Source organism: Paenibacillus sp. CF095, from assembly GCF_900101225.1.
In the GTDB taxonomy this organism is placed as follows: Bacteria; Bacillota; Bacilli; order Paenibacillales; family Paenibacillaceae; genus Paenibacillus.
In genome coordinates, this window is sequence record NZ_FMZN01000001.1 from 2078315 (window position 1) to 2098744 (window position 20430).

Below are 20430 nucleotides of genomic sequence, written 5' to 3' on the forward strand. Positions count from 1 at the left end.
CTGTCTGTGGCTTGAATATGAATCGAGTATGAACCAAGCAGGACCAACCCAAATAGGTTGGACACACGGTAAAAATCGCTTTAGTCCAGCTTTTTTTGTTTGCAAATTAAACTTTTGCTATAATGGTATATCAATCAATGGAGTGCCAATAACATGGCTAAGTACATAAATAAATGCAGTCCATAATTCAGCATGAGTAATGGAGTTGAAGCAATGCTAAAAGTTAATCGGAATGACCAACGCCCGATCTGGCAGCAACTTTTGGATCAAGCGATTCATAATATCACAACCGGGAAATGGCAACCAGGCGAATTGCTACTCCCCTCACGCGAACTTGCTCAATTAATTGGTGTTTCACGCTCAACCATACAGATTGTGTACGAGGAATTATTCAGTCGAGGGTATACGGTAACCTCCCGACGAGCCGGGACAAGAGTTAGTGATTGGACATATGCACCTCGTTCATCAGAAGACGTCACGATGCAAGGGCCTATTCCGCCCGAACTGCCTACACTAAACGAATCGATTGGTCATCTGCATAGTTGGTTTGGCAATAGAGACAATCGCAAAATAGAAATTGATTTTAATCCCCACGAGCCTTATCTGGATGAAAGTTTCACAAAAGCCTGGAGGCAATCCTTTTTACAAGCTTCCACTGAACCTAATCTGGATCTTTGGGCTTATGGTGATGCCAGAGGGTTACTGGCGTTAAGAGGACAGATTCAGCGTTATTTGTCACTTGAACGAGGCATTCATATCGATGTTAATCAAATCTTGTTAACCTCAGGTGCACAACATAGTATTGATTTAATTGCCCAGGCACTCTTAAGTGAGGGAGACAGAGTTTCCGTAGAAGATCCCGGCTTCCCTGCCGCTTGGATGGCGATGAAATACCGAGGGATGCAAGTCGACCCCGTTCCGGTTGATGAGTATGGATTATGTGTAGATCGTATTCACCCACAGACAAAACTCGTATTTGTCACACCTTCTCATCAATGCGCCGTTGGTGTTATTATGTCGGAGCCACGCAGGCAACAATTGATGCACTTGGCAGCTCATCATCGATATTGGATTGTTGAGGATGACTACGATAGCGAATTTAGGTACCGTGGAGATCCGCTTCCGACTATATTTAGTCAGCAACCTCAGAATACGCTTTATATGATGAGTTTTTCCAAAATGGTTGCACCAGGCATTCGACTATCCGCTATCATTGGCCCCAAAATAGCCATCGATCGCCTTACCCAAGTACACGAACTAACGTATCGTCATCTGCCGATTATGGAACAATTAACGCTTACTCACTTTATTGAACGTGGTCATTTCATGCGCCATATGAGAAGAGTTCGGAACATATATCGACGCAGACACGAAGTCATGACCAAAGCCATTGTTGCTTCTGGGCTAGGCTCACGATTTACATTAAGTGGTGTGGAAACGGGATTACATATGCTTCTAGAATCTGAAACGTCATTTGACGAAGAAGCGCTGACGAATGCTGCCCTTGATCAAGGTGTACGCGTGTATCCGCTTAGCAGATATTGCTTGGAGAGTCATCGAAAGGGATGGATATTAGGTTTTGCAAAAGTGGATGAGGATCAGATTGAGGAAGGCATATATCGGCTTGCAAAGATTGTATTATGATGGAGAAGATGCTCTCCAATCGGATTCGAAAGGATGTTTTTTGTAATGAAAATTTTAGTGTTAGGAGCCACCGGACGGGTTGGAAGTCATTTCGTCTCTAATGCCCTACGTTCCAATCACCATGTAACTGCACTGGTTAGAAGCCCGGAAAAGGTACAAATCAGCGATGACAATTTTGTTCTGCATCAAGGAAACGCTTTAGTCAAAGAGGATATTCATCACGCCATACAGGGTGTGGATCTCGTTGTTAGTTCCTTAAGTACCGACGGAACGACTACATTATCGCAATCCATGGGACATATTGTTGAGGTTATGGCTCAGGAGCGTATCAAAAGAATCATTACCATTGGTACAGCAGGAATATTGGAAAGTCGAACGGATTCTGGCTTGCTACGTTTTCAATCCCCTGAGTCCAAACGTAAGTCCACGCGAGGCGCTGAGGAGCATCTGGAGATGTACAACATTCTCAAGGCTTCAGAGTTAGAATGGACCATCGTGTGTCCTACCTACTTATTTGATGGAGAATCTCTCGGTAAATACCGGGTTGAGCGTGACTATTTGCCTGACGGCGGAACTTCTATATCTGTAATCGATACTGCGGAGTTTGCTTATCAGCAATTAATGTCTGATGACTATGTACAGTCTCGTGTAGGTATAGCCTACTAGGGCGTCTCTAAATCTCAATTAAGGTATATCTCTTCGTTCAAAAAAGTAAGTTTCAATATAAACAAGCAAATTACGAGCCTGCAATTGTTATCCATTAGGAACAATTGCAGGCTCTATTTGTGTCTGCTGTTGAGCTATTTAAGTCCTTCATATAGAGGAAATTGCGAAGTGATTTCACGGACATTACCTGATATTTGATTTTTTACATCCGAGTTCTTTGGATTTTTAAAAGCAAGCCCTATCAGCTGAGCAATTTCTTTCATTTCCCTGGATCCAAGCCCTCTTGAAGTCATAGCCGGAGTTCCAAAACGAATACCGCTTGTAACCAAAGGACTTGCCGTATCGTGAGGGATTGCATTTTTATTCGCCGTAATCCCTACTTCATCCAGTAAAGCTTCGGCTTCTTTGCCTGTAAGGCCCATAGTTCGTAAGTCAACCAACACGATATGATTATCTGTTCCTCCAGATACAAGAGTGAGCCCTTCATTCATCAAAGTTTCTGCCAATACATTGGCGTTATTCAGAACACCTTCAATATATGTTGTGAAATCGGATTGCAATGCCTCGCCTAATGCCACCGCTTTCCCCGCGATAACGTGCATGAATGGCCCACCCTGGGTTCCCGGGAATACAGCTTTGTCGATCGCCTTTGCCCAAGAGTCACGGCACAAAATGGCTCCCCCTCGTGGTCCTCGTAAGGTCTTGTGTGTGGTAGTTGAGACAAAATGGGCATGTGGTACCGGGTTAGGATGCAAACCTGCCGCAACAATTCCTGCTATATGCGCCATATCTACAAAGAAAAGAGCTCCCACTTCGGCGGCAATCTGGGCAAATAATTCAAACTCAATGGTCCGCGGGTATGCACTTCCACCTGCAACAATCATGCGTGGACGATATTTATAAGCAAGTTTACGTACTTCGTCAAAGTCAATGCGGCCCGTCTGTGCATCGACACCATATGGAACAAAATTGTAAAACCTACCTGAAAAATTAACAGTACTTCCGTGTGTTAGATGACCACCTTGGGATAGATTCATGCCAAGTATTGTGTCCCCAATCTCAACCGAGGCAAAATATACTGCCATGTTGGCCTGAGAACCGGAGTGAGGCTGCACATTCGCATGTTCAGCGCCAAAAAGTGATTTAAGGCGGCTATTTGCTATCTCTTCGACTGTATCGACATGCTCACACCCGCCATAATATCTTCGGCCAGGATACCCCTCCGCATATTTATTGGTCAATACCGAACCTGTTGCTTCCATCACAGCTTGACTTACAAAATTCTCTGAAGCAATCAGTTCTATCCTATCCCGCTGCCTTGCAAGCTCTTGCTGGATAGCATTTCCTACGACTTTATCTTGCTTCCCCAAATGTTTCATGAACATCTTCCTCTCAATATTACGGTTATCTATTCGTTCCAAATTGTTTTTTGGGAAATTTACTATTCATCAGTAGATGTGCCATCATTCCTGCAAACAGTCCCCAAAATGCACCACCAACACCAAGCAAAGTCACATTCGCTGCTGTCGCCAAAAAAGTAATCAATGCAGTTTCACGTCCCTTAGGGTCCGTTAATGCATTGGCAAGACTGCCACCGATGGTTCCAAGTAAGGCCAATCCCGCTAATGTTGCAATAAAGGTAGCAGGAAGAATCAAAAACAGAGCAGCCAATGTTACGCCAAAAATACCGACAAAAATATAAAAAACACCACAGGCAATACCTGCAATATACCGCTTCGTTGAATCCTCATGTGCATCTTTCCCTGTACAAATCGCTGCTGTAATAGCTGCCACATTAAAAGCATGTGATCCGAATGGGGCTGCTAGAAGCGAACCCAAACCTGTTACAGCTAAAATGGGATTGGCACTTGTCTTGAATCCATCATTACGCAGAACAAGCATTCCGGGCATATACTGCCCTGTCAAGGTAATAATGAACAGCGGTAGCGCAACGCCAAGTAAAGCATTTAACGAAAATGCTGGAACAACAAATACAGGCGATGCTACAGCCAATTGGATTGTACTGAAATCTGTTTTCCCCATGCATATCAAATAAATCAAACCGATTGCCAATATGCCAACAATGGCGTAACGGGAAGTAAACCTTCTTAGCACGATATAGCCTGCAAACAGTACAATCACAAGCAAAGGATCTACCTTCGCCCCTCCAAAGGCCGATATTCCAAACTGTAGCAAAATACCTGCTAACAATCCGGAGGCGATGCCTGGGGGAATAAGTCGAACGAAACGTTCAAACATGCCTGACAAACCTAAAATAATAAATCCGACTGCTGAAATCATATAAGCACCAATAGCTTCTGGATAAGGGGTTACCGCTAATGCTGAAACGAGAAACGCCACACCCGGTGTAGACCAGGCTGTAATAATCGGTTCCTTATATCGATAACTGAGCCAGATTCCTGTTACTCCTACCCCAATCGAGATGGACCAAATCCAGGAAGCGGTCATTTCCGGGCTTAAACCAGCCACTTTTGCAGCTTGAAAAACAAGGATAAACGTACCCCCGTAATTAACAATTACGGATATTAAAGCGGCGATCACCGGCGATATCAAATCACGGCCACGTAACGAAGGGGATGCTGTCTTCATATTTAACACTACCTCTCACTTAATCATCGATGCGTGTGTTTTCATTCCAGTAATACTCGTCCGGTAAATAGCGTTGACCAAATACACTTGTCCCTACACGTATCATTGTAGCTCCTTCTTCAATAGCGACTTGGAAGTCACCAGACATACCCATCGATAAAATATCCATTTCTACGCGTGGAATATTTTTCTCTTTAATCTGTGTACGGATCTGGTTTAACAATCGAAAACAATGTCGTGTTTCTTCGTTTGTCGCATTCAGTTTTCCAATGGTCATTAAACCTTTCACATTTAATGTCTCGAATTGAGACAACTGTTCTACAAGCTTGGCGGCTGTTTCTGGAGAGGCACCAAATTTACTTTCTTCGTAGGACGTATTAATTTGCACAAGAATGTCTAAGGTCTTATTCTCTTTGAGAAGCTGGTTATGTAACGCTTGACCCAGTTTCAGACGATCTACGGAATGGATGAGCGTAACATATTTAACAACGTCCTTTACTTTATTTGTTTGCAGATGTCCGATAAAATGCCATTCCACCTGCTTGCTTTGTTCCATGAGTGGGAATTTGTCTCGGAGTTCTTGAGCTTTGTTTTCTCCAAACAGGACCTCACCTGCTTGAATAGCTATTTGTAATTTCTCTAACGGAACCGTCTTGGTCGCGAGCAACAACTTGATGTCCTCTATGTTGCGACCTGAAGCCTGGCAGGCCAATGCCATTTGCTGTCTTACAGCTTGAAGATTTTCTTCTACTAGATGTTTCATGTCAGCCACCTTCTTTCTATTCCAAACAGGAATGAATCAATGAGATTAGCTCCTCCTTATGTATTGTGAAGACTGTGTGGAAACTCATGCTAGTATAGCAACGCATGGATTGGATATACATATCCAAAAATGCTACTTTTGAGCAGTCCAAAACGACAAAGTGGACATTAATTCAATTGGGGTTCCTTTAATATGCTTTTAAAAGTCAATAATCTGATTGATGTGATGCCCGCACGCTTCTTCTGAAATGAAAAAAGCCGCTAATTTAGCGGCTTGGTTTAGTCCTATGTTCATGTCCAAAACGAAAAACATGTTTTATGATGATTTACTCGTTCACATTTTCCTTGGTTACCAGCTTCAATTCAGCAGGAATCGATGACTCCACCTGCTTGCCACTGAGCACATCCAGAGCTGCTTGCAGCGCCAGTTGGCCAATCAGTATAGGCTGCTGAGCGACTGTTGCCGTCAATTTCCCATCCTGAATGGATTTGATTGCATCATCATTGCCATCGAATCCGATGACCGGAATGTCTTTACCTGAGCTTTGAATCGCTTCAATCGCACCAAGTGCCATCTCATCATTATGGGCAAATACTGCCTGCACGTCAGGATTACCCTGAAGCAGATTCTCCATGACATTTAATCCTTTGGACCGATCGAAATCAGCAGATTGTTTGGAAACTACATCGAGTTGCTTGTCAGCCACTTCATGGAAACCTTTACCTCGTTCTCTTGTTGCGGAAGCGCCAGGTACACCCTCAAGTTCAATGACTTTTGCTCCCTCACCCAGTTGTTCAACAAAGTATTCAGCTGCCATGCGTCCGCCTTTAACGTTATCCGATGCCACTAGTGCCGCCACTTCGCCTTTATCTGCGGAGCGATCCAGCGTGATTACAGGAATGCCCACACTATTAGCGGATTGAACCGCTGTGGAGATCGCTGCAGAGTCCGCAGGGTTAATCAGAAGTGCACTAACGCCTTGCTGAATGAGATCATCCACATCATTGGTTTGTTTGGCCGAATCATTCTGCGCATCCACCACGATGACCTGTACTCCCTGTTTTTTGGCTTCAGCCATGACTCCATCCTTCAGTGATACAAAGAATGGATTGTTAAGTGTAGATATCGACAAACCTATTTTCTTCTGTCCGTTACTTTTGTTTGGGTTAGGTTTGGCCCATTCCGGTGGCTCCAGAGAGCACCCGGCCAGAACGATGATCATCAGCATACTTATGAGTGTTACAGTCCACTTTTTCATATTCGCTTCTCTCCTTATGCTGTTTTCTTGCGGTCCAGCAGGACGGCAATGGCGATGACGATACCTTTTACAACCATTTGATAAAATGAGTTTACTTCAAGCAAGTTCAATCCATTATTCAACACGCCGATAATCAGAACACCGATCAGTGTACCAACGATGCGTCCTCGTCCTCCAGCAAGACTTGTACCACCCAATACAACCGCTGCGATCGCATCCAGCTCGTAGGATGTACCTGCCGTTGGTTGCGCTGAATTCAAACGCGATGTCAGAATTGCACCTGCCAGAGCAGCGAGCATACCTGTCAGGGAGTAGATCATAATTTTCACGCGATTCACTTTGATACCTGAGATAATGGAAGCTTTCTCATTACCGCCGATAGCGTACGTTTTGCGGCCAAAAGCCGTTTTATGCAAAACAATCCATAGAATCATGAAGGTAATCAGCATCGTAATTGCAGGTACGGGAATGCCAAGCAGGTAACCACGGCCGAACAGTTGGAATAACAGGTTATCCCCAAGTCCTGTAATTGGATTACCGTTCGTGTACACCAACGTCAGTCCTCTGAATATGGTCATCGTTGCCAATGTAGCGATAAACGGAGCCATTCTGCCTTTGGTAATCATCAGTCCGTTCACCATACCCATGACACCACCGAGCGCTACACCGATAATGATGGACAAGATCGGGTCCAGTCCGGACAACATCATGTTTGCTACAAAAGCACTGGATAAAGCCAGGATCGAGCCGACCGACAGATCGATTCCACCCGTCAGGATAACAAACGTCATACCGAAAGCAATCAGCGCATTAATCGAGACTTGACGCAATAAATTTAAGATATTAAGCGGTTCCAAGAAACTTGGATTCAACACCGATACGATGAGAATAAGAATGATTAAACCGAGCAGCGGTCCTAATTTTTGTATCACACTTGAGAAACGGAAGCCGCTTTTAGCCGTTTTGTTTTCCTGCATTGTTGTCATATCACTGTCCCCCTGTGGCCAATGTCATAATGTGTTCTTGTGTTGCTACTTCCCTTGCAACCTCGCCACTGATGTGTCCTTCATGCACAACTGCGATTCGGTCGCTCATGCCAAGCACTTCAGGTAGCTCCGACGATACCATGATGATTGCAACACCGCGGTCTGTCAGTTCATTCATCAATTCATAGATTTCGCGCTTCGCTCCAACATCCACTCCGCGTGTGGGTTCATCCAGGATAAGTACGCTTGGACCGATACCAACCCATTTCGCGATAACCACCTTTTGCTGGTTACCCCCGGATAGATTCCTTGCTGCCGTTTCGGAGGATTGTGTTTTGATCTGTAGACGTTTGATCAATGTATCTACGAAGTCTTGTTCTTTCGAAGCTGAAATGAAACCTTTGTTTGAGAAACTGAACAGATTCGTCAACGCCATATTTTCTCGAATAGAAAAGTCTAACACCAGCCCCTCATCCTTGCGGTCTTCTGTAATAAACCCGATTCCATGTTTCACGGCATCTGCCGGTTTACGAATGTTTACTTTTTTCCCGCGGATGAAGATTTCACCGCTATCCAACGTATCCAAGCCAAAGATGGTTCTCATGATCTCTGTTCGTCCAGAACCCATAAGTCCTGAGAATCCGAGGATCTCCCCCGCTCTCACGGTGAAGTTAATATTCTCGAATAACCCTTTGCTGCTTGCATTCCTTACTTCCAGGACAACTTCACCATAAGAAGGATTCCGGACAGGGTAACGCTCGGTAAGTTCACGACCTACCATTTTCCGAACGACTTCATCAAAGCTTGTCTGTGGAATGGCTTGGGTGTCTACCGTTCTTCCGTCACGCATGATGGTAATCCGGTCACAGATCGTGAATATCTCCTCCATTCGGTGAGAAATATACACGATGGATACGCCTTCCTTCTTCAGCGAGCTGATTACACCAAACAACTTCTGGATCTCGCGCTCCGTAAGTGCTGCTGTTGGCTCGTCCATAATGATGACCTTGGCATCAGTCATTAGTGCTTTGGCAATCTCGATCATCTGTTGCTGCCCGACAGAGCACTCTCCGGCAGGACGTTCCAGTGGTATGTCTACAGAAAGTTTAGCGAACTGTTCTTTGGCGAGCGCTTTCATTTGTCTTGTATTAAGCAACCCGATGGATGATGTCAGTTCCTTACCGATAAAGAGATTATCCAGCACCGTCATTTCAGGCCATACGTTCAGCTCCTGATGTATGAATGTGATACCCAGTTTCTCGGCTTCCTTTGGACTTGCAAAATAGTTTTCTTCTCCGTCTATGGTGATGGTTCCCTGATCACGCTGATGAAGACCAATCAGAATGTTCATCAGCGTGGATTTGCCGGCTCCATTCTCCCCCATCAGGGCATGAACCTCACCATCTTTTAGTTCAAAATCCACTCCGCTCAGCACCTGATTCGTTCCAAACGCTTTATGAATGTCTTGCATCTGAATGTGCATTACGTAACCTCCTTTTAACCGAAATGGACTCCCGATTGTAAAATGCAATTGGCATAGGGTGTGGCTTCACCTGTGCGGATGACCGCTTTCACCTGCCGAGTTAATGCTTTGAATTGTTCATGGCTGACGGAAGCATCGATTGCTTCTACCCCGAATTTCTCTGTGATGAATTGAATGGCTACGGGATTACCTTCGCGAATCTCTTCAGCCACAATGACTTTCTCAATGACCATATCTTCTGCAATCACTTCCACCACTTCGCGAAAACTTGGTGTTCCCAGTTTGAGGGCCAGATCAATTTTGAGTACCCCGTCCGGTACTGGCAGACCTGCATCCGCAATCGCAATCATGTCCGTATGGCCCAGATCAGACAAAATCTTGGAAATGTGACTATTCAACATGCCATTTCTTTTCATTACAAGCTCTCCTCTACTTCATCACGCGTTGGCATACCGCCCTGCGCTCCGAACTTGGTGACGGACAACGATGCAGCCCGATTGGCGAAGCGTATACTCTCTTGCAACGCTTTTCCTTCAGCCAAAGCAACTGCAAATGCGGCGTTGAACGTATCTCCTGCCCCAGTAGTATCGACAGCCTCAACTTTATAAGTTGGGACTAGAATTTCCTCAGTGCCATCAAAGTAACGTACACCTTTACTGCCCTCCGTGATGAACAACTTGTTAGGATACTGACGTAATGCCTGTGCCGGACTCATACCCTGAAACAAAATCTCGGCTTCATGCTCGTTCGGCGTGATATATGCGGCATTGTCGATCACTTCTTGCGGTAATGTTCTCGCCGGTGCGGGATTAAGCAACAGCGGTGTTCCGAATTCTGCACATAATGTACTTACATGAACAACCGTTTCCTCCGGAATTTCCTGCTGAATCAGCACGATATCTGCGTTTCGAATTACTTCAGCTGCCTCATCGACATATGCAGGAGTGACTTCTCGATTGGCCGCTTCAACCACTACGATACTATTATCACCTTCTGCCAGAATGATATGAGCCGTTCCGCTTTCTAAATGTGTAACCGGTTTCACATTTTGCGTATTTACAGCATTTGCTCTGAAGTTCTCTAAAATATCTTTGCCAAAAGCATCGTCGCCTACCCGGCCGATCATCGCAACCTCGGCACCCAGTCGTGCAGCGGCAACAGCCTGATTGGCTCCCTTACCGCCAGGGACCGTTTTGAAGCTGTCGCCAAGAACGGTTTCACCCGCCCCCGGCCGTCTTGACGAAGTAACAACCAGATCCATTGAACTGCTTCCTATTACACATATTTTAGCCATCTGATTTCACCTTTCTAGTAGTGCCCCGTTCGATGAAACTTACGGGCAACTGTATGTTTTTGTTCTCTATTGCAGCTTGTTCGACAAGCTGGATAAGTAATCCCGCCGCTTCTCTTCCCATCTCGTATGCTGGCTGATGGATGGTGGACAATGCCGGCGATAACAGGCTGCTCATCGGAATATCATCGAAACCAATCACTTGTACGTCATCAGGAACTTTTTTTCCGATTCGTGATGCCTCATGCAGTACTGCCATGGCTGCGATGTCATTGCTGGCAATGACCCCGTCTGTGTCCGCGTACTTCCTGAATAATTCTTCAGCCCATACACCCGCCTCGTTAATTGAAAATGAGGTTGTCTTGATTACCCGGTAGTCTAGCCCAGCATCACGGATGATTTCAATCGCTCCTTCAAAGCGATCCTGAGCCGGTCTGATCTGTGACGGTCCTTGCATAACCGTGATCCGGCGACTGCCACGTTTGATAATCTCCCTTGCAGCTAGTCTTCCACCTTCCCTGCCATCCGCATACACGGATGGACGATCCAATGAAGTTCTGTCCAGAAACACGACGGGAATCTTCAGTTTTTCATATATTGAAGAATGAGGGTAGTTCGTTGAAGAGATCACACCGACCACATTGTTCTGGATAAACGTCTGGATGTAATCTTGCTCCTTCCGTTCATCCTCATCACTATTTCCGAATATCAGTCTGTAATCCTGTTCCTGCATCCGGTCCTCTACCCCGCGGGCCAACTGCGGGAAGTAAGGGTTGGCAATATCCGGCAACAACAGGCCAATCAGTTTGGACTTACGTTTATATAATGAGCGTGCCACTTCATTTGGCGAAAAATTAAGCGCCTTCACAGCATCTTCCACTTTCTTGCGTGTGTCGGCATGAACATAACCTCTATCATTAATGACTCTGGATACGGTGGCAACAGATACGCCAGCCAGTTGAGCTACGTCTTTAATTGTTGTCATAAGTTGCTCTCCTCTATGTGTAACCGGTTACAGACATTAAATTATCATATTATTTTCAATTTGACAAGCGTTTTCGTACTGGAAATTTATCCAAGTACACACGAAAGTGCACTAGAATTCATCTGTATCATGGTTTCTTCCTGTCCTGGAGAAGCGGTTTATTAATTATCATTACAAACATTGGCGTTATGTGATATGGTCAGTGAAGATATTAGATTCATACATACATATGTACATGAAATGTGAGGAGAAGATCGAAAGTGATAGAGAGAAATACCCTTGAGAAACCGAGTAAATTTAGTGATCCTATTTTTGTCATGCTCGTGGCAAGCCTGTGTTGTTTGTTATGGGGAAGTGCGTACCCATCCATCAAACTTGGATATATCGCATTTAACATTCTTCCGGAAGATATTGCTTCCAAGTATGTATTTGCAGGATACCGATTTACACTGGCGGGCTTGCTGCTCTTGCTCCTGTCTCGTATCGTTAGAAAAGAGAAGCTCCAATTGTCCAGACCACAGTGGACAAGCCTCATCATGCTAGGTATATTGCAAACCGGTTTGCAATATATGTTTTTTTACGTTGGTGTAGCCAATACAACGGGTGTCAAAGGCTCCATTATGAATGCAACGACGACCTTTTTTAGTGTTGTTCTGGCCCATTTCATCTATAAAAACGACAAGTTAAGCAGAAATAAAATCGTTGGCTGCTTGCTTGGATTTGTCGGTGTGATCATCGTAAACTTCCATACGGATCTGCTTGCTTTTTCCTTTTCGTTCACAGGTGAAGGGTTTGTTATTATAGCTGCACTTGTTTTTTCCGTTACGGCCCTTTACGCAAAACGTCTCACTGCTACGATCGATGTTCTGATTATCACAGGTGTCAGCTTATTCGTCGGGGGATTGGTACTTACGCTATTAGGTCTCTTACTCGGTGGTCGGGTTACCCATTTCACCTTGGAATCCACCAGTAACTTGATTTACTTGGCCTTGCTGTCATCCGTTGCATTTTGTCTATGGAATCTGCTTCTCAAATACAATAAGGTCGGAAGAGTGTCTGTATACAACTTCCTTATCCCTGTGTTTGGAGCATTATTATCGGCTTTATTCTTAGGCGAAACGATTTTCGAGCTAAAAAACCTGGCTGCATTACTGTTCGTGTCGGTCGGCATTTATTTAGTCAATCGTGTGCGTTCTGTGCAAAGCTCTAATAACACTCCAATAAAATAGACTACAGTCCATCTCATGGAAATCAAAAAAGCCGCTATTTAGCGGCTTTTTTTGTAAATAAGAATACGACACACTTTTGTTTCTTGCGATGTTATAGCTTAATATATACTCGTAAAGTCAATCAAGTCCTCTTCTTCCTCATAATTGAATACAATGGCGTGATTACCCAATTGGTATACCATCTCATAACCACCAACGACTTCATTGTAATACTCTGAGGAAGGTTTCCCCATCCATATTTTCACATTCCATGGTGACAGATTCTGCTTCTCATTGTACAAATCAAAAACGGCAATACGTGATTTATTGGTAAGCTCGTGCATGTATGAATCAAATCCGACGCCGAATTTAGAATAATAATAGAACGCTCCCCATTCCTCATTTGAACGAGAGGTTGGTTTCCCCAGCTTTTTTTGCGCATTTTGAAGCGTCATGCCAATCTTGATGTCCGTCCGGCCTGGTAATGCACCCTTTAAAGCAGCATCCTTCAAGCTTTTCAGGTAAGCGCGATCGCCAACACCCGAGTTCGGCCAAGCTTTTGAACGGAGGTTACGCGTATCTTCCAAACGCAATTCCAATTTGTTCACATTCAGCTTAAACGTATTAACTCCATAGACAAATTGCAGGTTGTTGTAATTTTTGAACTGTACACGGGCACCTGAAAGAGTACGAATTCCATCATCTCTGCTTGCAGAGTAGGAATCGTCGATTTTTTTACCCTTATTATCAACATATGTTACACGGCGCAATTCCCCGGAACGAACAATATAGGTTTTCACTTCATTAAAATTAGAAGTTCCCCAATCGGTAATCATCAGCATGTCTGGTGTACTAGCCTCTTTACTCTTCACAACGAAGTTCCAGGTTTGAGGCAAAATAATCGTATTCAGATCCAGTTTTGCTGCTTGGACTGTTCCGTATGCTGCACCTTTTTTCAGCAAGGCTGCACGATACGTTCCTGAATAACTCTTGTCGCCTTTTTTATTGTTTGTCCAACCATTTTCTTCGGTCAGCGTGCTCTTCTGTTCATCATAAGCGAAAATATAAACGGTGTAAGCCGTTTGCTTGGCATCACGAAGTGTAAATGAAAGCCGGCTCATACTTGCGAGCTGTTTGGCAGAGATTTGCTCTCCTTTGGCAGCGGCATTAGTTGGTAGCAGGAGCAATGCGCTCAGAACATAGCCGATTAAGGTAAGTAAGGCCAGAGAAGCCCATTTTGCGTTGTGTTTAGGGTGTATCATCGTTGACTCTCCTTTTAGTAAAAAAATAAAATCTAGCAGCTCTTTTCTAATTTTAAATCGTATACAATCTCAACTTTCAAACAGGTACTTGCTAGAGTCCTAATCTTGATCAAGCTATGTAATTAATATAAGTTAATGTTCAATAAGCATATCCTCCTACTAGTACTATTTTCCTAAGAATGATAACATACCCTTTCTAATAAAGAAATATATAACAATCTAAATCAATAGTTTTCGATCTATATAACATAAAAAAGCCGCTAATATAGCGGCTCTTCAAGTAACTACGAATACGATATGAGTTATAGGCAGGAGTATACCACATTACGTAAGCGTCGTTGAACATATGGTTCCTGACTGTTGAGCAGATGCTGGGCATACATGACCGTAAGCTCTGAATCCGGATCAATAATGGCCATACAACCAGCAGCACCACTCCATCCAAATTCACCCAGTGGGCTCAGCGAACCACTGCCTGCTTTGGAGATATGTGTACGAACACCTAGTCCATAGCCGTATCCATACATATGATCCCACGAATAATCACCGCGAGTCATCTCGTTCAGGTGATCCGTTCGCATCAGTTCCACTGAAGCTTGTGACAAAATGCGTACACCTTCAGGACTTGTACCAAGCCCAGTAAGTGCGTTCAGAAAACGTGCATAATCACTAACGGTTGACAATAACCCAGCACCGCCGCTCTCCAGCTCGGTACCCACACGGAATCCATTACCATCCATACGTACAGCCTTTTCAAGCTCATCATTATAAGCATACTGCGGAATCAGGCGCTTCTGCTGCTCATCGTTCAGATTAAACGCTGTATCACTCATACCCAGTGGTCCGGTGATTTCGTCCCGGAGATACGTACCAAAGCTTTTACCACTGACCACTTCAATCAAGGCTCCCAGCACATCATGGCACATGCTGTAATTCCAGTGTGTTCCTGGTTCAAACAGCAACGGTTCTTTTGCAAGCGCTCTCGCGAAGTCACGTGTCGGCAATGTTCCGTCGGTTCTTTTGACAGCTTCCTGTATGCTTGGACTACCCACGTCATAGGAGAACCCGGCGGTCATGGTGAACAAATCGCGCACTGTAATGGCTCTTGTCGCCTTTTCCAGCCGAATCTCTCCGTTCGCCATCGTTTTCTTCACGGTCATATCAGCATACTCTGGCAGATAATCGGACAGTGGATCACTTAACAGCATTTCGCCTCTTTCCACCAGTTGCAAGCCTGCAACGCAGGTCATGATTTTGGTCATGGAGTATAGATTGAAGATCGCTCCATCACCAATGGGCGTTTTCTCCTCCAGATTGGCGTAACCATTACGATAATGGAAAACGGTATCATTTCGATGCATCACCAGCACCTCTGCCCACGGTATACGCCAGGATGTAATGCGGTCAATAAATGAAGCAAGCGGTTTAAAATCCATTTTTTCCCGTCCTTCTATGTAAAATCGTTTATCATATTGCGATGTGGTCCATATTCAATCCCACAATCGACATATTAATAATATACGACCTTTTACAACGATTGACCACCACCTATATACTCTACTATGTGCAATTACAATACATATTCTTTGTTCATCACACTGCTCCACACGAATAAACCGATCCATGAAAGGATCGGCTTAAGTTGTAACGTTTTAGACTTCGCCGCGTCTGTTCTCAACCGATTTCATACGGTTTTGATCATCTGGTACCCGGTCAACACTGAACTCTTGACCAGCTTCAACCTCACCATGACCAGAAATATTCCGCGAAAAATTAGTGAACTGTCTTTTTTGTTCATCCAGCTCGTGTTTTTGCTTCAAAAGCTCTTGCGGGTCTTGTTTTGTCACTATGCTAACCTCCCATACATGAAATCATGCACTGTATTCGCACTATAGAAGTTTTCCATAAGAGAGCTGTACTTATGCATGAAATACCGATTCCTTTCATAATATGAGTCCATACATTCACCAAACGTTATATAGAAACTGTGTGACATAAAGGAGAGAACAACAGATGAAGCGGATCCTCTTGTCCTATCCTCTTAGTGTAAATACTCCCGTTTATAAAGATAACCCTCCTGTTGAGATTCAGCAGCAGTCCAGCATAGATCAAGGAGATCTGTATAACCAATTTATCATCACATCTCTCGACCATAATGGAACTCATATTGACGGGCCTTGGCATTTCAATCCGCAAGGTCTAAAAATAAGCGAGATTCCAATAGACTACTTTATCTTTACTCATCCAACCATCCTGGATATTCCCAAAGATGATGATGAACTTATTACCAAAGCGGACCTGGAGCCGTATGAACACCAGATCGCTGGCTCTGATCTACTGCTTATACGTACAGGTTTTGGAAATTTTCGGTCATCTGACCCTGTTCGTTACAGTGATCATAACCCAGGGTTTGCAGCGGATGCTGCAAATTACCTGATGGTTTTTGATTCATTGCGAGCAGTTGGGATGGATATGATCTCTTCGGGCTCTGTGATTCATGTGGATGAAGCTATCACTTTTCATCAGATTATGCTCGGGAAAGGGCGGGTGGATGGCAAGTTTATTCTGCTTATTGAGGATATGAATTTAAACCATGATTTATCTGAAATTGAAAAGATCTATGCTGTGCCATTGTATATTGAAGGTGTTGACAGTAGCTTCAGTACAGTTTTTACGGAAGCTTGATTTATTTATTTACACAAGTTAAACAAAAACGCGCTGGCAAGAGTATTTCTCCTGTCAGCGCGTTTTTGTATGTTAGTGAATATCTTTCTTTTTGAAATTACCACCTCTGACTTCAGCTACATCATATACGACTACAAAGGCAGTTGGGTCAATTTCGTGAATGATATCTTTAATTTTACTCTCTTCCATCCGGTTAATGACACAAGTGATTTCCTTGAACTGTTCATTAGAATAGCCACCGTACGCCTCAGTGTACGTTGCACCACGACCTAGACGGTCACGAATAGTTTCAACCATAATCTCAGGTTGATTCGTAATAATTTTAAACGTTTTGGAGCCGCTCAAGCCCTCTTCAACAATATGTATTACTTTAGAAGCAATGAAATACGCAAGTCCTGACAAGATCGCGCCTTGCAGACCAAACACGGTAGAAACGACAATAAATACAAACATGTTGAGGAACAGAATGAGATCACTGGTTCCAAAAGGTACTTTTCGCGAAAGGAGTACAGCCAGCATATCTATGCCATCCAATGCGCCACCATTACGTAATGCAAGTCCCATACCAAAACCGATAATAATCCCGCCGACAACCGTAACAAGCAAGGTATCACCTTCAATGATGGTTGGTACATGGTGCATCAGACTGGTGCTGATTGCGAGTGAAGCAATACCGATGATCGAATATAACGCAAAGCTTTTTCCGATTTGCTTGTACCCGAGCCACACAAATGGAATGTTAATAATCCCGATGAGCATCCCCAGTGGTAATCCGAACAGCTGTGATCCTACGATACTCAGACCTGTGACACCACCATCTGAGACATTATTCGGGATCAATATGGCTTCGAGACCATATGCCGTTATAAATCCCCCAATGATAATCAATAATACTTTGGAGAGAATCTTTAACTTGTTTGACTTTTGTTTTCTGTTTTGATGCATTGCATTTCCCCCTTGATGAACAACCGATAAAAAACAGTCTATAATAAAAATCACTGTTTTGGCAATAGATCGTCATTTGTGTGTGTTAGTTCATTGTCCGATGAGCGTCCGATACGACGAAATTTTATGCTCAAGCATCTCATCTGCTGTGTTAAGTATGTGCATCTGTTTTTGAATCGACTCTTTATGCTCCTCCAGTAACTTCAAACGATCCGCCGCCGTATGCTCCCCTTCCTGAAACAAGGACGCATACTTCTTAATGGTAGCAATGGGCATCTGAGTCTCTTTTAATTTAATTACAAATTGCAGCCATTTCAGGTGTGACTCGTTGTACCGCCTGTCTCCACTCGCATCTCGGAGAGGAGTTACAATCTGTTCCTTCTCATAATAACGCAACGTATGTGCACTGATATGGAGTAATTCTGCCACTTCACCAATGGTATGCATGGTTAACCTCCCCTCCATTTTCCCGCTTGACTTAGAGTAAGCTCTAATCAGTATAATCAACTCGTGGTCACATCACAATAAAAAATGAAATCAGATCCAGGAGGAATTCCCATGAAATACACAGTGATTACCGGTGCCAGTTCGGGCATTGGATATGAAGCGGCTTTAGCTTTTGCAGCTCGTGGCAAAAATATGATCCTGGCAGCACGCAGAACCGATGAATTAGACAAATTAAAAGCAAAAGTAGCTGAAATCAATCCTGATCTGGATGTTGTCATTCGTACAGTGGATCTGTCCATTGCAACTAATGTGCATGATTTCTATGAGAGTCTTCAAGCTTACTCCATTGAGACGTGGATTAACAACGCCGGATTCGGGAATTTTGCTTCCGTGGGCGAACAACACCTGCCCAAAATTGAGCAGATGCTTCATCTAAATATAGAAGCTCTTACGATTCTTTCTTCCCTGTATGTACGTGATTATGCAAATGTTGATGGCACACAGATCATTAATATCTCCTCTGGTGGTGGATATACGATTGTAGCCGATGCAGTAACCTACTGTGCAACTAAGTTCTATGTAAGTGCGTTTACGGAAGGGCTTGCGCAAGAGTTGAAAGGCAAGAACGCAGCAATGCAAGCCAAAGTGCTCGCTCCGGCTGCAACCGAGACGGAATTTGCGAAACATTCCTTTAATGTAGAGGAGTTTGAATATGAGGGCAGAGTTCCCAAATTCCATACGGCAGAACAAATGGCTGGTTTTTTGCTGGAGTTGTATGACAGTGAAAGTGTAGTCGGCATTGTGGATGGGTTGACGTATGACTTTAAGCTCAGAGAACCGATCTTTCCATATGCAGCAAGAGCAGCCTCGAAACCACAAAATTAACCCGAAAACTGAAGTCGAAGCTAAGTCGGCTCAATACCGGTAAACATTCATCTAACCTCACTGATAAACATCATTAAATCTAATCATTAAACATCAGTTAACGTAAAAAAGGGAACCTGTCTCCAGGTTCCCTTCTTTGTTTTATTTTCAATTCTATATTAATGTTTACTATATAATGAAGTAATTATGCCAGCCTCATTTTGAAATCCTGATATCCGAATTCACGGACAACTTCGCAATCGCCGTCTTTTCTTTTGACTGCAATCGCTGGTAGCGGCATGCCGTTGAACGTATTGGTTTTCACCATGGAGTAAATCGCCATGTCCTCGAATACCAGACGGTCGCCTTCTTGCAAAGGCTGATCGAATGAATAATCCCCAATCACGTCACCGGATAGACAGGTTTGTCCACCAAGGCGATACAGATGGGCCTTCTCGCCCACTTCTCCCGAACCGATCAGCGGCGGGCGATATGGCATTTCAAGCACATCCGGCATATGGCATGTAGCTGAAGTATCCAGAATGGCGATGTCCATACCGTTTTTATGGAAGTCCAGTACAGAAGTTACCAGATAACCCGCGTTCAGCGCAACAGCTTCTCCCGGCTCCAGATATACTTCCAGGCCATAGTCGTTCTGCATACGTTTGATGCAAGCTTCCAACCTTGGAATATCATAATCTTCACGTGTGATATGGTGTCCACCACCGAAGTTGATCCATTCCATTTGCGGCAGCCATTGTCCGAACTTCTCAACTACTGCGTTCAACGTAGTCTCCAGATCGTCGGAATTTTGCTGACACAGTGTGTGGAAGTGCAGTCCGGAGACACCTTCCAACAGATCTGCTTGGAAATCCTCTTGTTTCGCGCCAAAACGCGAACCCGGAGAACACGGATCGTAGATCTCGTGTCCTTCTTGAGTAGAGCATTCAGGATTAACGCGCAAGCCGACCTTACGGCCAGCTTGAAGCGCCTTATCCTTGAATTTTGCAAGCTGTGAAAAAGAATTAAAAATAATATGGTCGCAGATGGAGAGAATCTCGTCGATCTCTTCTGCGCGATATGCCGGAGCAAAGACATGGTTCTCTTTGCCCATTTCCTCGTGGCCCAGGCGTGCTTCATACAAACCACTCGCCGTAGCGCCGCTCAGGTATTCTCCAATCAGTGGATACATCGCAGTCATGGAGAATGCTTTTTGAGCGAGTACGATTTTGGCACCTGTACGCTGCATAACACCGTTCAGGATTTCCAGGTTTCTCTCGATAAGCGCCTCGTCAACAACAAAACATGGGGTCGGTAATTGCTCGAACCGCAT

The 20430-nt window shown here is 44.2% G+C and carries 20 protein-coding genes; 5 read left to right on the plus strand and 15 right to left on the minus strand.

Features of this window, described 5'->3' with window-relative positions:
* Nucleotides 1-213: 213 nt before the first annotated feature.
* Nucleotides 214-1644: a MocR-like pyridoxine biosynthesis transcription factor PdxR gene (locus BLS69_RS08990; RefSeq protein ID WP_091030565.1), complete on the plus strand. Its 1431-nt coding sequence runs from the start codon at nucleotides 214-216 to the stop codon at nucleotides 1642-1644.
* A 45-nt stretch (nucleotides 1645-1689) separates the two neighbouring features.
* Entirely contained in the window at nucleotides 1690-2310 is a 621-nt protein-coding gene (locus BLS69_RS08995) for an NAD(P)-dependent oxidoreductase (protein WP_091030568.1), read from the plus strand.
* A gap of 134 nt (nucleotides 2311-2444) precedes the next feature.
* Here the strand turns inward: BLS69_RS08995 and glyA are convergent, their stop codons facing one another.
* The 9 genes from glyA to BLS69_RS09040 all read right to left on the minus strand — a co-directional run bounded on the left by glyA (nucleotide 2445) and on the right by BLS69_RS09040 (nucleotide 11686).
* Nucleotides 2445-3689, minus strand: a complete 1245-nt coding sequence (gene glyA, locus BLS69_RS09000) for a serine hydroxymethyltransferase (RefSeq protein WP_091030571.1) — start codon at nucleotides 3687-3689, stop codon at nucleotides 2445-2447.
* A gap of 25 nt (nucleotides 3690-3714) precedes the next feature.
* Entirely contained in the window at nucleotides 3715-4920 is a 1206-nt protein-coding gene (locus BLS69_RS09005) for a benzoate/H(+) symporter BenE family transporter (protein WP_091030574.1), read from the minus strand.
* 19 nt (nucleotides 4921-4939) lie between these two features.
* Nucleotides 4940-5683 (minus strand): YggS family pyridoxal phosphate-dependent enzyme, encoded by a 744-nt coding sequence (locus BLS69_RS09010; RefSeq protein ID WP_091030576.1) that lies wholly within the window; start codon nucleotides 5681-5683, stop codon nucleotides 4940-4942.
* A 325-nt stretch (nucleotides 5684-6008) separates the two neighbouring features.
* Nucleotides 6009-6941 (minus strand): ribose ABC transporter substrate-binding protein RbsB, encoded by a 933-nt coding sequence (gene rbsB, locus BLS69_RS09015; protein WP_091030579.1) that lies wholly within the window; start codon nucleotides 6939-6941, stop codon nucleotides 6009-6011.
* Nucleotides 6942-6955: 14 nt separating this feature from the next.
* Entirely contained in the window at nucleotides 6956-7918 is a 963-nt protein-coding gene (rbsC, locus tag BLS69_RS09020) for an ABC transporter permease subunit (RefSeq protein WP_371129067.1), read from the minus strand.
* A 10-nt stretch (nucleotides 7919-7928) separates the two neighbouring features.
* The gene (locus tag BLS69_RS09025) at nucleotides 7929-9410 is read right to left on the minus strand and encodes a sugar ABC transporter ATP-binding protein (protein ID WP_091030581.1); all 1482 of its coding nucleotides are present in this window, start codon (nucleotides 9408-9410) and stop codon (nucleotides 7929-7931) included.
* A 14-nt stretch (nucleotides 9411-9424) separates the two neighbouring features.
* Nucleotides 9425-9826 carry a D-ribose pyranase gene (gene rbsD / locus BLS69_RS09030; RefSeq protein WP_091030583.1) on the minus strand — a complete coding sequence of 134 codons (402 nt, stop codon included), beginning with the start codon at nucleotides 9824-9826 and terminating at the stop codon, nucleotides 9425-9427.
* Nucleotides 9826-10704, minus strand: coding sequence for a ribokinase (gene rbsK, locus BLS69_RS09035; protein WP_091030586.1), 879 nt, complete (start codon nucleotides 10702-10704; stop codon nucleotides 9826-9828). The genes rbsD and rbsK overlap by 1 nt, the downstream gene beginning before the upstream one ends.
* Complete coding sequence (locus tag BLS69_RS09040; protein ID WP_091030588.1) at nucleotides 10697-11686, minus strand: LacI family DNA-binding transcriptional regulator; 990 nt, start codon at nucleotides 11684-11686, stop codon at nucleotides 10697-10699. Before BLS69_RS09040 ends, rbsK begins: the two co-directional genes overlap by 8 nt.
* Nucleotides 11687-11946: 260 nt before the next feature.
* Here BLS69_RS09040 and BLS69_RS09045 point away from each other — a divergent pair, with 260 nt between their 5' ends.
* Complete coding sequence (locus tag BLS69_RS09045; RefSeq protein ID WP_091030590.1) at nucleotides 11947-12915, plus strand: DMT family transporter; 969 nt, start codon at nucleotides 11947-11949, stop codon at nucleotides 12913-12915.
* A gap of 98 nt (nucleotides 12916-13013) precedes the next feature.
* On the opposite strand, the gene BLS69_RS09050 is transcribed toward BLS69_RS09045, so the two are convergent.
* The 3 genes from BLS69_RS09050 to BLS69_RS09060 all read right to left on the minus strand — a co-directional run bounded on the left by BLS69_RS09050 (nucleotide 13014) and on the right by BLS69_RS09060 (nucleotide 16003).
* Nucleotides 13014-14156: a DUF4309 domain-containing protein gene (locus tag BLS69_RS09050; RefSeq protein WP_091030593.1), complete on the minus strand. Its 1143-nt coding sequence runs from the start codon at nucleotides 14154-14156 to the stop codon at nucleotides 13014-13016.
* Between the two features lie 302 nt (nucleotides 14157-14458).
* Nucleotides 14459-15592 carry a serine hydrolase domain-containing protein gene (locus BLS69_RS09055; protein ID WP_091030596.1) on the minus strand — a complete coding sequence of 378 codons (1134 nt, stop codon included), beginning with the start codon at nucleotides 15590-15592 and terminating at the stop codon, nucleotides 14459-14461.
* Nucleotides 15593-15808: 216 nt separating this feature from the next.
* Nucleotides 15809-16003 (minus strand): hypothetical protein, encoded by a 195-nt coding sequence (locus BLS69_RS09060; RefSeq protein ID WP_017688524.1) that lies wholly within the window; start codon nucleotides 16001-16003, stop codon nucleotides 15809-15811.
* A 166-nt stretch (nucleotides 16004-16169) separates the two neighbouring features.
* Here BLS69_RS09060 and BLS69_RS09065 point away from each other — a divergent pair, with 166 nt between their 5' ends.
* A complete protein-coding gene (locus tag BLS69_RS09065) occupies nucleotides 16170-16841 on the plus strand; it encodes a cyclase family protein (RefSeq protein ID WP_091030598.1) in 672 nt (223 codons plus the stop codon).
* A 72-nt stretch (nucleotides 16842-16913) separates the two neighbouring features.
* Here the strand turns inward: BLS69_RS09065 and BLS69_RS09070 are convergent, their stop codons facing one another.
* Both BLS69_RS09070 and BLS69_RS09075 read right to left on the minus strand, forming a co-directional pair.
* Nucleotides 16914-17786 carry a YitT family protein gene (locus BLS69_RS09070; protein ID WP_036670902.1) on the minus strand — a complete coding sequence of 291 codons (873 nt, stop codon included), beginning with the start codon at nucleotides 17784-17786 and terminating at the stop codon, nucleotides 16914-16916.
* A 90-nt stretch (nucleotides 17787-17876) separates the two neighbouring features.
* Nucleotides 17877-18233: a MerR family transcriptional regulator gene (locus tag BLS69_RS09075; RefSeq protein WP_091030600.1), complete on the minus strand. Its 357-nt coding sequence runs from the start codon at nucleotides 18231-18233 to the stop codon at nucleotides 17877-17879.
* A 111-nt stretch (nucleotides 18234-18344) separates the two neighbouring features.
* Between BLS69_RS09075 and BLS69_RS09080 the strand changes: the two genes are divergently transcribed.
* The gene (locus BLS69_RS09080) at nucleotides 18345-19118 is read left to right on the plus strand and encodes an SDR family NAD(P)-dependent oxidoreductase (RefSeq protein ID WP_091030602.1); all 774 of its coding nucleotides are present in this window, start codon (nucleotides 18345-18347) and stop codon (nucleotides 19116-19118) included.
* 184 nt (nucleotides 19119-19302) lie between these two features.
* Here the strand turns inward: BLS69_RS09080 and nspC are convergent, their stop codons facing one another.
* Entirely contained in the window at nucleotides 19303-20430 is a 1128-nt protein-coding gene (gene nspC / locus BLS69_RS09085; RefSeq protein WP_091030605.1) for a carboxynorspermidine decarboxylase, read from the minus strand.

Bases quoted from the DNA above. Each gene is read 5' to 3' on its own strand.
- BLS69_RS08990 (WP_091030565.1), top strand. From the start codon at position 214: ATGCTAAAAGTTAATCGGAATGACCAACGCCCGATCTGGCAGCAACTT.
- BLS69_RS08995 (WP_091030568.1), top strand. From the start codon at position 1,690: ATGAAAATTTTAGTGTTAGGAGCCACCGGACGGGTTGGAAGTCATTTC.
- glyA (WP_091030571.1), bottom strand. From the start codon at position 3,689: ATGAAACATTTGGGGAAGCAAGATAAAGTCGTAGGAAATGCTATCCAG.
- BLS69_RS09005 (WP_091030574.1), bottom strand. From the start codon at position 4,920: ATGAAGACAGCATCCCCTTCGTTACGTGGCCGTGATTTGATATCGCCG.
- BLS69_RS09010 (WP_091030576.1), bottom strand. From the start codon at position 5,683: ATGAAACATCTAGTAGAAGAAAATCTTCAAGCTGTAAGACAGCAAATG.
- rbsB (WP_091030579.1), bottom strand. From the start codon at position 6,941: ATGAAAAAGTGGACTGTAACACTCATAAGTATGCTGATGATCATCGTT.
- rbsC (WP_371129067.1), bottom strand. From the start codon at position 7,918: ATGCAGGAAAACAAAACGGCTAAAAGCGGCTTCCGTTTCTCAAGTGTG.
- BLS69_RS09025 (WP_091030581.1), bottom strand. From the start codon at position 9,410: ATGCACATTCAGATGCAAGACATTCATAAAGCGTTTGGAACGAATCAG.
- rbsD (WP_091030583.1), bottom strand. From the start codon at position 9,826: ATGAAAAGAAATGGCATGTTGAATAGTCACATTTCCAAGATTTTGTCT.
- rbsK (WP_091030586.1), bottom strand. From the start codon at position 10,704: ATGGCTAAAATATGTGTAATAGGAAGCAGTTCAATGGATCTGGTTGTT.
- BLS69_RS09040 (WP_091030588.1), bottom strand. From the start codon at position 11,686: ATGACAACAATTAAAGACGTAGCTCAACTGGCTGGCGTATCTGTTGCC.
- BLS69_RS09050 (WP_091030593.1), bottom strand. From the start codon at position 14,156: ATGATACACCCTAAACACAACGCAAAATGGGCTTCTCTGGCCTTACTT.
- BLS69_RS09055 (WP_091030596.1), bottom strand. From the start codon at position 15,592: ATGGATTTTAAACCGCTTGCTTCATTTATTGACCGCATTACATCCTGG.
- BLS69_RS09065 (WP_091030598.1), top strand. From the start codon at position 16,170: ATGAAGCGGATCCTCTTGTCCTATCCTCTTAGTGTAAATACTCCCGTT.
- BLS69_RS09070 (WP_036670902.1), bottom strand. From the start codon at position 17,786: ATGCATCAAAACAGAAAACAAAAGTCAAACAAGTTAAAGATTCTCTCC.
- BLS69_RS09075 (WP_091030600.1), bottom strand. From the start codon at position 18,233: ATGCATACCATTGGTGAAGTGGCAGAATTACTCCATATCAGTGCACAT.
- BLS69_RS09080 (WP_091030602.1), top strand. From the start codon at position 18,345: ATGAAATACACAGTGATTACCGGTGCCAGTTCGGGCATTGGATATGAA.
- nspC (WP_091030605.1), bottom strand. From the start codon at position 20,430: ATGCGGTTCGAGCAATTACCGACCCCATGTTTTGTTGTTGACGAGGCG.